The sequence below is a fragment of the Dickeya oryzae genome (assembly GCF_009372235.1).
GTDB lineage: Bacteria > Pseudomonadota > Gammaproteobacteria > Enterobacterales > Enterobacteriaceae > Dickeya > Dickeya oryzae.
Window position 1 is genome coordinate 514,022 of record NZ_ML762921.1, and the last position, 12,222, is coordinate 526,243.

Genomic DNA, 12,222 nt, shown 5'->3' on the forward strand with positions numbered 1-12,222 from the left:
TTATTTCAATTATTATGGCGGATCATTTTTCTACAATGAAAACAGTTAAATGACTGCTCTACATAGTGGCATCTATTGAGGGAGAACAGACTACGTTGAGCTATTTAGCCCATCACGATAAAACACGCGACAGGAGCCGCGTATGCTGGCTCATAGCGGTGTTAATACTGCTCGGAACAACCGCGTCAGCGGTGTTGCCGGGCGGATCCACAGTGCCTTGTAACGATAAACCTGGATGGCTGAATAAGGTTCAGCACTTTTATGACAACCCTTAGCCCGTTTCCCGGAAAGAGCATAGGAGTAGGACCGGTTAAGGATAAAAATTATAAAAGGCGGGTGTTCAGCTTTTATTGATAAGAACATTGATTGACACGTCTTTCTTCGCTGATATAGAGTCGTCTATAAGTTAACCATACGTTAAAGAGATAAATTTACCTTCATTTATCCCAAGAGAAACATTTACATCAGAAAAAATTAAAATTGCAGAAATACAGCAATGAAGCAAATCCTTAAACTGGTTAGATGACTGGTTAGATTCTTGTGTTTCATTCTCAGTCGATAATGAGTTTTATAGTTTTATCTTATATCTGGATAATTTTCTCTGCCTGTAGCCATTTTTAAGTCAGTCATGCACAAGTAAGGAGCATTGTATGAGCAGCAAGAGCAAGGAAGATATTTTCAATATTATCGTGCATAACTTACTGGAAATCCTCCCCTATCTGGATGCCAGTACCATTACGCCGGAACAGAGCATGAAAGACGTAGGGGCCAATTCAATTGACCGGGCTGATGTTCTGCTCGCCAGCATGGAAACCCTCGATATCATATTCCCTCTCCATGAAGCCGGAGACCTCAAAAATATCGGAGAATTAGTGGATTTTCTGTACGCTAAAGCACAGTAGCCATCCACACTATGCTGATTTTCTGGCGAATCTGGCCTTTCAGTGAACCAAAGCAGGATGCGTATGAAGAACAATGTCGTTGTGACCGGCTTAGGCGTAACCGCTGCAAATGGAATCGGAATACCCGCGTTTACCCAATCACTGAAAACAGGTGTCAGTGGAATCAACAGGCATACCAACGAATTTCCAGAAATCAAAGCCAGCCTGGCTGATTACAACTATAAAGCCGCACTAGAGTCTTTATCTCTCGCTCAGGAAGAGCTAAAAAATGCTTTGCGATTGGGGGCCAGAGTGCCGTTGAGTAGCAGGGTATCACTCGCTACAGCACTTGAAGCCTGGCATGATGCCTTTGCCGACGGATGTCCTTACCCTCCAGAACAAAGAGGAATCATCATTGCCGGACATAACGTCGAGCAACAATATCAATATCAGATCCGACAATCCTTCATCGACCAACCCGAATTTGTTCCCGCCAGTTATGCGTTGTACTTTATGGACACAAATCAGTTAGGTCTGCTCAGCGAGCTTTTAACTATCCGTGGAGAAGGCTGTTCTGTTGGAGGCGCTTCAGCCAGCGGAAACGCCGGCATTATCCAGGCATACCGGCAAGTTGCATCAGGAATCACCCAATCTTGTTTGGTCGTCGGAGCAATGGCAGATTTATCACCGCCAGAGATACAGGCGTTCAAAAACAGCGGTGCCCTGCTGACCCAAAGCGACACGAGTGATCCCACGCAGCTTTGTCGCCCCTTTGATCAAGATCGAAAAGGGTTTGTTTATGGCCAAGGGTGTGCCTGTCTGTTGCTGGAAAACGAGCAAAGCGCCCGTGAACGCCGTGCACCGATTTGGGGACGAATTCTTGGTGGTAGTATCTGTCTGGATGCCAATCGAGGCAGTAATCCAAGTTGTGAAGGCGAGTCTCAGGTGATGCAACAGGCGCTGTTGACTGCCCGTTGTCCCTATGACTCGGTCAACTACATCAATACGCATGGCACCAGTTCACTAATGGGGGATGAAACTGAAATCGCTGCCATCAAGCGTGTTTTTGGCCCTTACCATCAACAGATTTGGCTCAATTCAACCAAAAGCCTCACGGGGCACTGCCTGTATGCCGCCGCTGCCGTAGAAACGGTAGCCACATTGATACAGATGAAAGAACGCTTTCTTCATCCAAACTTGAACCTGAAAACACCTATCAACAATGAATGCCGTTTTGTCGGACAATACGCTCAACATCAGGAAATCAACGTCGCTTTGAATAACGCCTTCGGCTTCGGCGGCATTAATACCTGTGTGGTGTTGGAGCATGTCAGCCACTAGCATTCACCTAATTTAGCATAAGAGGGACCTTATGATTTCTGTTGGAATTGAAGCGATAAACGCCTTTTGTGGCACCAGCTACATTAATGTCAGAGAGTTGGCGCAGCACCGTCAGCTAGATATATCTCGTTTTGACAATCTCTTGATGAAACAGAAAACGGTGAGTCTGCCTTGTGAAGATCCTGTCAGCTTTGCCGTCAACGCAGCCAAGCCGATTCTGGATGCGTTAAGTGAGCAAGAAAAAAACAGCATTGAACTGTTGATCACCTGTACAGAATCGGGAATCGACTTTGGCAAATCAGTCAGTACCTATGTTCACCACTATCTGGGGTTAAAGCGAAACTGTCGCTTGTTCGAACTGAAAACTGCCTGCTATTCCGGTGTTGCCGGTTTGCAAATGGCTGTCAATACAATCCTTTCCCAGACATCTCCCGGCAGCAAAGCGCTAGTTATTGCCACAGACATGACTCGCTTTATTCTGGAAGAAGACAACGGCGATCATACTAGCCAGGACTGGTCTTTTGCCGAGCCAAGCGGTGGCTCTGGCGCTGTTGCTATGCTGGTCAGCGACACCCCACACGTTTTTCAGATCGATGTGGGGGCAAACGGCTATTACGGCTATGAAGTCATGGATACATGCAGGCCTGTCCCGGATAGAGAAACCGGTGATTCGGATCTGTCATTGCTGGCTTATCTGGAATGTTGTGAAAAGGCCTACCTGGAGTACGAAAAACGTGTTGCTGGCATTGATTATGTCAACACTTTTGGTTATCTGGCATTCCATACGCCTTTTGGTGGCATGGTCAAAGGTGCCCACCGTAACATGATGCGTAAACTGGTTCGCGCCACCCCCCAAGATACAGAGGCCGACTTTAATCGTCGCGTGGCTCCTGGGCTGAATTATTGTCAGCGTGTCGGTAATATCATGGGGGCAACATTAGCACTTTCCCTGCTCAGCACCTTGTCAAATGCGGATATTCAGTCACCGCAGCGGATTGGGTGCTTTTCTTACGGTTCTGGATGCTGTTCCGAGTTTTTCAGTGGTGTCGTTACCCCTGAAGGTTGCCAACGTGTCAGGCAGATGGAAATCGGAGCTCATCTTGACAGGCGCCGCGAACTCACGATGCGTGAATATGATGCTCTGCTTTACGGTAACCATGGGGTCCGCTTCGGTACCAAAAATGCCACTCTGGACCTGAGTCATTTCCCCCAGATCCATTCCACTACCCGGGAAGCTCATCATCTCGTACTGAGCCGAATCAACGAATTTCACCGTGAATATGAGTGGGTCTGACAATGCCATCTTATCAAACCATCCGGTTACGGCAGGAAGGCGCGGTGTTGTACTTGCAGATATACCGACCTGAAGCCAATAACACCATCAATGAAAACTTTGCGATAGAGTGCCGGGAGGTTATCCGACAATACCGGGATAAAATCAGTATATTAGTTGTTGAAGGATTACCGGAGGTCTTTTGCTTTGGTGCCGATCTGCAGGCGATAGAGCAAGGCAACATTGCCGGCAACGGCAGTGGGGGTCGTCCGCAGGATCCAGAGATCCTTTATGAAGTCTGGCAAGATATGATGAGCGGACCTTACATTAGCATCGCTCATGTAAGAGGCAAAGCCAACGCGGGAGGAATCGGTTTCGTTGCTGCCAGTGATATCGTCATTGCAGACACTGGAGCCATGTTCAGCCTGTCTGAAATGTTGTTCGGTTTGTTGCCTGCCTGCGTACTTCCCTTTCTGGTACGCAAGATAGGAAAACAAAAAGCGCACTATATGACGTTAATGACAAAACCCGTATCAGCAGAACAGGCTCACCACTGGGGTTTAGTCGACGACTACGGCGGCAACAGTGACTTGATCCTCAAAAAGCACATACAACGGCTCAACTGCTTATCAAAACGCGCCATTGCTCGCTACAAATCATACATGAGTGAGCTGGATACTCTCCCCCGTGATCAGAAATCTGCCGCCCTGGCTCTGAACGTAGAAATTTTTTCCGATCAGGAAAACCTCAGCAAAATATCCCGTTACATCCAAACGGGAAAATACCCTTGGGAGGCGTAAAGAGAATGTCCACAAATGTCGTTGATTTTCAGGAAATAGAGCCGGGAATTGTTCACATAAAAATGCAGGACAGAGCCCACAAAAACACGTTCTCCCGAGCATTAATCTACGAGTTGATCCAGGTATTCAAACACATCGAAACATCAGAGCAATATAAGGCAGTCATTCTAACAGGTTACGACAGCTATTTTGCTACAGGAGGCACTCAGGAAGATCTCTTTGCCTTACAGGAAGGAAAAGGAAAATTCACCGATACCAACATTTACAGCTTACCTCTGGAGTGCCCAATTCCGGTCATTTCGGCCATGCAGGGACACGCCATCGGAGGTGGTCTGGTAATGGGGCTATTTGCCGACTTTGTCATTATGAGTCAGGAAAGCATTTATACAGCCAACTTCATGAAATACGGCTTCACTCCCGGTATGGGGGGAACACTTATTGTACCCGAAAAACTGGGGCTGGCTCTGGGACAAGAGATGTTGATGCTGGGTAATAACTATCGGGGTGAGGAGTTGAAACAACGAGGAATCCCCTTCCCGGTTTACCCAAGGGAACACGTTGCACAAGCAGCCTTGTCCAGGGCCAGGGATCTGGTCAAAAAGCCACGAACGTCACTTATCACGTTAAAAGATCACCTGACTCAACATCTTCGGGCCAGATTACCCGAGTACACAGCACAGGAAGTCATCATGCATGAGAAGACCTTTTTTCAGCAGGAAGTCAGACAAAATATCTCCAACCTATTCGGCAACTAAGTGAATACAGCGCCCCCTCACCCAGAAGGGGCTTAAAACAACCAGAAACTGCCTGAGCATGCTTAAATTAGGCGCTATAGGTCGACAGTTTTCTGGAAACCACAATCTCAAGCTTACGGCCACAAGCAATCTTTTCACTAAAACATAATTGACACCGATTTATAGAACATTGAAGCAGCAAAAAGCGAGATGACGAGCGAAGCGCCGCGATAAAACAACTTCGGTTTTAGTCTGTGCTGGCTTGAGGCGCCGCTGATATTCATCAACGTACCGAAGTAAATCCATATAAAAGACATTGGCAGCAATGCCAACAACAAACAGAGCATCGCCTGGATATAGCTGTGTTGATATATGAAAGCTGACGGAGGAATGATGGAATCAGCGAACACAAAGGCCTTCGGATTGAGTAAGGTCGTGATAAAGACAGTACTGAAAGTGATCTTGCCGCTAGTTTGATGCAGCGAAAACTTCCACACTTTTATTGCCAAATAGACGACGTAAAATGCCGACAAAAATTTAATAACGCTCAGCACCGGGTTTCCATGTTGTGCTAAATAGTTAAATAGTAGCCCCCATGCAGTGACAGCCAAGAGATACCCGAGCCATTCTGATAAAGTCAGTTTTATACTTTTAACAAAACCTTGGGTATAACCAGAGCAAAGAAGCAATGTATTGGTTGGCCCTGGTATGATCAGAAATAACGCGATGTATAATGTAATCTTTATATATTCACTTCCATGAATCATTTTGGTATTCCCTTTACTAAACTAATAACCTGTGGTCTGGTGTTGTTCCGAGATCAGCAATCCAATATATACCCGTCATACTTCAAGCTACAGGTGCGTTGGTTTATTACTCGGCCCATCCCCAGGTCCCGCTCCTGCGGGCCAACGTGTTGCGTCGTTCAACATGCAAGCGTGTTGTCCTGCAGCTCCAATATTTAGGGTATAGTCAGCTCCCTAAAACAAAACCGCCGCCTTTCTATCTGGATCAGTCTGGTTCAGCAAAACAGGTCACCTTGTTATGGTAACTAATTCAGTTTGCTGATGAATGCTTCCCAAGGTCACGATAAAAAATAAGAATAGTTATTAAAATAATAAATAACATTTATTAAATTTAGAAGAAATAAAATAAGTGACTGAGTAAGCAAGGACAACCAACACACCTATAACCCGAAGGTATGACAGGTATAACAATAAGTATTGCTCTTAATGAGCATTCCAGGTTATCAGGTATATCGAAATCAACCTTTCGCAAACTGGAGTCTGATAATTCAAATCCGTGAATCGATGCATGGACGCCATTGACAGCTCCCCGCAAGTTCCTTTAAACAATCGGCCTGCTGTTAGCACCAACTCATACTCTTATATGGGAAAAAACACGCCGACACAAGGGGGAGATGTAAGTATCCCGGTAAACCGAACCATTCACTTTTAGAGATCTTCCGACATACTGATTATGTCCCGTTGAGGAGATCGCCATGCGCAAAGCCCGATTTACCGAACACCAGATCATCGCCGTTTTGAAGTCCGTTGAAACCGGACGGACCGTCAAAGACGTTTGTCGCGAAGCGGGAATATCCGAGGCTTCATATTACATCTATGGACTACCTCCGTTTTGCAAGTACTGAACCTGGTTTTGGGTTGTTGCTTACATCTATCCGGCATCAGGAAAATCTGTGCCCAAATGGGTAATCCGCACACAATCGCCTCAACAACTGGACGGCCTGGGGGCCAGTGTAAAAATCAGGTTCCGATTGTGCAGGTGCAACCTGTTTCCATTTTTCAGTACTCTGCAACTTTAATCAGGTAAGTTTCGTATCCCTGCGGGCTGGTATTCAGTTGCGTTCCGAAGAATTGACCAGATAATCCGGGCGTTTTTATTGGCTACTGCAACAGTCGTTTTATTAAATCCACGCCGTTCTTTTAGCTGATTCACCCATTGGTTTAGATATCCATCATTATTATTTGTCGCTACTCTGACGACAGCCCGGGCACCGTGAATAAACAGAGTCCGCAGATGCTTGTCGCCTTTTTTTGTCATATTCATCAGTACCTGTCTGTCACCGCTTGAGTGCTGTCGAGGGACTAAACCAAGCCACGCAGCAAAATGACGGCCATTCTTAAATTCTGTTCCTTTACCTATCGCAGCAACTACTGCAGTGGCAGTTTTTGGCCCTATGCCCTTAACCTTGGCAATTCGCTGACAAGCTTCGGATTGCCTGAATACTACGTCTATTTCTTTATCAAAAAAGCTAGAACCATAAACGCGTTCATCGTATTTACTGCCTGTTAAAACTGAATTTTTGTCGTAAAGGAAAGCAACGTTTGCCCGTGCGTAACCCCGCACCGCTGGTGACGCCGGAAGCACTTAACCAGAGCTGGTCGATAGATTTTATGCATGACGCGCTGGTCTGCGGCAGGCGCTTTCGGACCTTTAATGTGGTAGATGACTTTAACCGCGAGGCTCTCGCGATAGAAATCGATCTGAATATCCCGGCGCAGCGGGTGGTCAGGGTATTGGACAGGATCGTGGCAAACCGTGGTTATCCGCTGAAACTGCGGATGGACAACGGACCAGAACTGGTCTCGCTGGCGCAGTGGGCAGAAGAGCATGGTGTCATGCTGGAATTTATCAAACCGGGAAAACCCACGCAAAATGCCTTTATCGAACGTTTTAACCGGACATACCGGACAGAGATACTGGATTTTTATCTGTTCAGGACGCTGAATGAAGCAAGGGAAATCACAGAGCGCTGGCTGACGGAATACAACAGCGAGCGGCCTCATGAATCCCTGAATAACCTGACGCCGGAAGAATACCGGCTGATGACTGAAAATGATCTTCCCCCTGCATTCAGTACCGCTGTAAAGTAGAGTTTTCGGCCCTTCTTCTCCGTCAAAAAGAGGTCATCCGGCATGAAAAAGACACGTTATACCGAGGAACAAATCGCTTTTGCACTCAAACAGGCTGAAACCGGCACTCGAGTCGAGGAGGTCTGCAGAAAGATGGGAATTTCCGAGGCAACATTTTACAATTGGAAGAAGAAATTCGGCGGTATGGGCGTAACAGAGTTACGTCGTCTTCGGCAGCTTGAGGAAGAGAATCAGCGCCTCAAACGCCTGGTAGCTGATCTGAGTCTGGACAAGGAGATGCTGCAGGATGTCATCCGAAAAAAGTTCTGAGGCCGCTGCAGAAGCGCGATGCGGTAGAATATCTGCTGGCGGCGTACCGTATCAGTGTACGCAGAGGGTGCAGGCTGATGATGCAGAGCCGTACCGTATACAACTATCGTAGCCATCGCGATGACAGGGCCATTACTCAGCGGATACGGGAAATTGCTGAAACACGGATCCGTTATGGCTACGAGCGCATTCATATTCTTCTGCGCCGTGAGGGCTGGCTGGTTAACCGTAAGAAAACACACCGTATTTACTGCCTTGAGGGGCTTAATCTGCGTTCTAAACGTCCACGGCGGCATGTGACCGCCAGACACAGGAAAGGTCGGCCTCAGGTACTCACCGTAGATCAGTGCTGGAGCATGGATTTCGTTGCTGATAATCTGTTCAACGGGCGTCGAATCAGGGCGCTAACTATAGTGGATAATTTTAGTCGTGAATGTCTGGCGATCGAGGTCGGTCAGGGTTTACGTGGCGATGATGTTGTGGCTGTCATGGACCGATTAAAACAGTCACAGGGGCGCATTCCTCAAAGGCTGCAGACAGACAACGGCAGTGAGTTTATCTCAAAATCGATGGATCGGTGGGCATATGAAAACCAAGTAACGATGGACTTCTCACGCCCCGGAAAACCTACTGATAATGCCTTTATCGAGTCATTTAATGGCAGTCTGAGGGATGAATGTCTAAATGTACACTGGTTCCTGTCACTGGAAGATGCGCAGGAGAAAATCGAACACTGGCGGCACGAATATAATCACTTTCGCCCGCATTCTTCTTTAAATAACCTGACTCCGGCAGAATTTGCCCGAAGTCACCAAAAAGGCCCGGATCTCTGATTTAGCCTGGTACGGATATTGGGGGGAGGTCAAAAAACCGGATATCTCAAAAAGTGCATGGAACTAAAACGGGTGTGCTTACAAAGCCTCGGATGTAGCTGGATTTCTGTGGACTGCGCTGGAACGAAAAAAGGACCCTCAGGTCCTATTTTCAAGTATCTACAGACTTCGATAGAACTCTGTAGATCATAATTTGGAGCGGGAAACGAGACTCGAACTCGCGACCCCGACCTTGGCAAGGTCGTGCTCTACCAACTGAGCTATTCCCGCAGGGGTGTGACGTAACGTAATTTACTGTCGTTACGGGGAGCGCATTATACGAGAAACTTTCTCTCCCGCAACCCCCCTGACAAAAAATTGTGTGCAAGTGCCGACAAAATCAGCAATACGCCGAAAATCCCCGCAATAGCCAACCGTTACAACTGAATAAAGTGCTCGCGGTAGTACGCCAGTTCCGCGACCGATTCACGGATATCGTCCAGCGCCTGGTGAGTATTGCGCTTTTTAAAGCCCGCCAGAATCTCGGGTTTCCAGCGGCGCGCCAGTTCCTTGAGCGTACTGACGTCCAGATAGCGGTAGTGGAAATAGGCTTCCAACTCCGGCATGTAGCGGAACAGGAAACGACGATCCTGCCCGATGCTGTTGCCGCAAATCGGCGATTTGCCCGCCGGTACCCACTGTTGCAGGAAAGCAATGGTTTCCCGCTGCGCCGCGTCTTCGTCAACGTGACTGGCTTTCACTCGCTCCACCAACCCGCTGGCAGTATGGGTACGCACGTTCCAGTCATCCATCAGCGCCAGTTGGCTATCAGGCTGATGCACCGCCAGCGTCGGGCCTTCTGCCAGCACATTCAGGTTAGCGTCGGTCACCAGTGTTGCGATCTCGATGATCCGATCCCGTTCAGGATCCAGCCCCGTCATTTCCAAATCGATCCAGATCAGGTTGTTTTCATTTACCATCGTCGCGTTCCCGTGTCGCCCTTGCTATTGAAAGTTTCGCCGCCAGCAGGCTGACAGGCCCGGCAGCGGTTAATTAAAATAAAATAGCGTGTATTATAGTCGCTTCCATCGCCACCGGCGATAAGCGCCGAACCAAGAGAGACTGCGTGAGTAAAAAGAAACTGTCAAAAGGTCAGCAACGGCGGGTTAGCGCCAACCATCAGCGCCGCCTGAAGCATGCCGACAGCAAAGTCGAGTGGGATGACAACCAATTGGGCGAACCGCAGGAAGGCATCATTATCAGCCGCTTCGGCATGCATGCTGATGTGGAAGCGCCGGATGGCGAGGTGCACCGCTGTAATCTTCGCCGTACTATCCCCTCGCTGGTCACCGGTGACCGGGTCGTCTGGCGTGCCGGTAATGAAACGCAGGCCGGCATCAGCGGTATTGTCGAAGCGGTACACCCACGTCAGTCGGTGTTGACCCGGCCGGATTACTATGACGGTATCAAACCGATCGCCGCTAATATCGACCAGATTGTGATTGTCTCCGCCATATTGCCGGAGCTGTCGCTCAACATTATCGACCGCTATCTGGTGGCCTGTGAAACGCTGGAAATCGAGCCGTTGATCGTGCTCAACAAAACCGACTTGCTGGATGACGAAGGCCGGGCGTTCGTAGAAGACGTGATGGATATCTATCGCAACCTGCACTACCGGGTGTTGATGCTGTCCAGCCACACCCAACAGGGCATCGCCGAACTGGAAGCCGCGTTGACCGGCCGTGTCAGTATCTTTGCCGGGCAATCCGGCGTCGGCAAGTCGAGCCTGCTCAATGCGTTGCTCTACCCTGATGACGCCAAAATTCTGGTCAACGATGTGTCCGATGCTTCAGGGCTTGGCCAGCACACCACCACCGCCGCGCGGTTGTACCACTTCCCCCACGGCGGCGACGTTATCGACTCGCCGGGCGTACGCGAATTCGGCCTGTGGCATCTGGAGCCTGAGCAGGTCACACGGGGTTTTATCGAGTTTCGCGACTATCTGGGCAGTTGTAAATTCCGTGACTGCAAACACGATACCGACCCCGGCTGCGCCATCCGCGCCGCGCTGGAGCGAGGTGAGATAGCCGCTGAGCGTTTTGATAACTACCACCGCATTCTGGAGAGCATGGCGCAGGTAAAAACGCGTAAATCCTTTTCTGCTTCGGATAACTGACATTTATCGTATCCACCGCTACAATGCGCCCCTTTTTACGGCGTACCCTTAGAAAACGACGAGGCTCACTGTGCTGGACAGAATCAAGATTGCTCTACAACATCTGCTCCCGAAGGTCTGGCTGACGCAACTGGCCGGTTGGGGAGCCAACCGCCAGGCTGGCCTGCTTACCAGACTGGTGATTGAACTGTTTGTGCGCATCTACAAGGTCAATATGCAGGAAGCGCAACAACCCAAGGCCGCATCCTACCGTACGTTCAACGACTTTTTTGTGCGCCCGCTAAAACCGGGAATTCGTCCGGTTGATCCACTGGCAAACCGGTTAGTGTTCCCTGCCGATGGCGCAATCTCTCAGTTGGGCACCATTGACGATCTTCAGGTCTTGCAAGCCAAACAGCACAACTATTCACTGGAAGCGCTGTTGGCCGGTAACGTCATTCTCGCTGACCTGTTTCGCGACGGCGTGTTCATCACAACTTATCTCTCACCGCGCGATTACCACCGCGTGCATATGCCGTGTGACGGTATTTTGCGCGACATGATCTACGTGCCGGGCGACCTGTTTTCCGTTAACCCACTGACCGCTGCCAACGTGCCGAACCTGTTTGCCCGCAACGAGCGTGTGATCTGCCTGTTCGATACGCCATTCGGCCCCATGGTGCAGATCCTGGTGGGCGCGACCATTGTCGGCAGCATCGAAACGGTGTGGGCGGGTGTGGTTACGCCGCCGCGTGAAGGCATCATCAAACGCTGGGCTTATCCGCTGGAAGGCGAAGACGCAGTCATTCTGGAAAAAGGCGACGAAATGGGTCGTTTCAAACTCGGCTCCACGGTCATTAACCTGTTTGCGAAAGGTCGTGTAGAGTTAATGCCTGGACTGGCCAGCCAGAGTGTCACCCGTATGGGTGAAGCCATGGCCGAAGCGTTGGATGAGAGTGTACGGGCACGCATGAGTGCGGCCAACGACAACGACACGACCGACACCACCCCCTGACCCCA

The 12,222-nt window shown here is 49.2% G+C and carries 10 protein-coding genes, 1 tRNA gene and 3 pseudogenes; 10 read left to right on the plus strand and 4 right to left on the minus strand.

Going from position 1 to position 12,222, the window contains the following annotated elements; all coding sequences use genetic code 11:
• The first annotated feature begins 650 nt into the window (after positions 1-650).
• The 5 genes from FAZ14_RS07165 to FAZ14_RS07185 all read left to right on the plus strand — a co-directional run bounded on the left by FAZ14_RS07165 (position 651) and on the right by FAZ14_RS07185 (position 5,050).
• Positions 651-902: an acyl carrier protein gene (locus tag FAZ14_RS07165; RefSeq protein WP_016940748.1), complete on the plus strand. Its 252-nt coding sequence runs from the start codon at positions 651-653 to the stop codon at positions 900-902.
• 63 nt (positions 903-965) lie between these two features.
• Positions 966-2,222, plus strand: coding sequence for a beta-ketoacyl synthase N-terminal-like domain-containing protein (locus FAZ14_RS07170; protein WP_033581351.1), 1,257 nt, complete (start codon positions 966-968; stop codon positions 2,220-2,222).
• 31 nt (positions 2,223-2,253) lie between these two features.
• Positions 2,254-3,516: a hydroxymethylglutaryl-CoA synthase family protein gene (locus FAZ14_RS07175; RefSeq protein WP_038924941.1), complete on the plus strand. Its 1,263-nt coding sequence runs from the start codon at positions 2,254-2,256 to the stop codon at positions 3,514-3,516.
• 2 nt (positions 3,517-3,518) lie between these two features.
• Entirely contained in the window at positions 3,519-4,295 is a 777-nt protein-coding gene (locus FAZ14_RS07180) for an enoyl-CoA hydratase/isomerase (RefSeq protein WP_235914479.1), read from the plus strand.
• A 5-nt stretch (positions 4,296-4,300) separates the two neighbouring features.
• A complete protein-coding gene (locus FAZ14_RS07185; RefSeq protein ID WP_016940752.1) occupies positions 4,301-5,050 on the plus strand; it encodes a polyketide synthase in 750 nt (249 codons plus the stop codon).
• A gap of 137 nt (positions 5,051-5,187) precedes the next feature.
• On the opposite strand, the gene FAZ14_RS07190 is transcribed toward FAZ14_RS07185, so the two are convergent.
• Complete coding sequence (locus FAZ14_RS07190; protein WP_016940753.1) at positions 5,188-5,796, minus strand: LysE family translocator; 609 nt, start codon at positions 5,794-5,796, stop codon at positions 5,188-5,190.
• A 734-nt stretch (positions 5,797-6,530) separates the two neighbouring features.
• Here FAZ14_RS07190 and FAZ14_RS07195 point away from each other — a divergent pair.
• A pseudogene (locus FAZ14_RS07195) lies at positions 6,531-6,647 on the plus strand (transposase); the annotation flags it as partial.
• Between the two features lie 203 nt (positions 6,648-6,850).
• Here FAZ14_RS07195 and FAZ14_RS07200 read toward each other — a convergent pair.
• Positions 6,851-7,303, minus strand: a pseudogene (locus tag FAZ14_RS07200) (IS110 family RNA-guided transposase); the annotation flags it as partial.
• A 5-nt stretch (positions 7,304-7,308) separates the two neighbouring features.
• On the opposite strand from FAZ14_RS07200, the pseudogene FAZ14_RS07205 reads away from it, so the two are divergent.
• Positions 7,309-7,926: pseudogene (locus tag FAZ14_RS07205) on the plus strand (IS3 family transposase); the annotation flags it as partial.
• Between the two features lie 42 nt (positions 7,927-7,968).
• A protein-coding gene (locus FAZ14_RS07210) for an IS3 family transposase (RefSeq protein WP_152446729.1) occupies positions 7,969-9,068 on the plus strand; the annotation gives its coding sequence in 2 pieces (ribosomal slippage) (positions 7,969-8,230 and positions 8,230-9,068; 1,101 coding nt in all).
• Between the two features lie 194 nt (positions 9,069-9,262).
• Here the strand turns inward: FAZ14_RS07210 and FAZ14_RS07215 are convergent.
• Together FAZ14_RS07215 and orn are read right to left on the minus strand one after the other, a co-directional pair.
• Positions 9,263-9,338, minus strand: a tRNA-Gly gene (locus FAZ14_RS07215).
• Between the two features lie 146 nt (positions 9,339-9,484).
• On the minus strand, positions 9,485-10,027 hold the full coding sequence (gene orn, locus FAZ14_RS07220; RefSeq protein WP_016940757.1) for an oligoribonuclease: 543 nt from the start codon (positions 10,025-10,027) through the stop codon (positions 9,485-9,487).
• A gap of 146 nt (positions 10,028-10,173) precedes the next feature.
• Here orn and rsgA point away from each other — a divergent pair, with 146 nt between their 5' ends.
• Entirely contained in the window at positions 10,174-11,223 is a 1,050-nt protein-coding gene (gene rsgA, locus FAZ14_RS07225; protein ID WP_016940758.1) for a small ribosomal subunit biogenesis GTPase RsgA, read from the plus strand.
• Positions 11,224-11,293: 70 nt separating this feature from the next.
• Entirely contained in the window at positions 11,294-12,217 is a 924-nt protein-coding gene (gene asd, locus FAZ14_RS07230; protein WP_016940759.1) for an archaetidylserine decarboxylase, read from the plus strand.
• Positions 12,218-12,222: the final 5 nt, after the last annotated feature.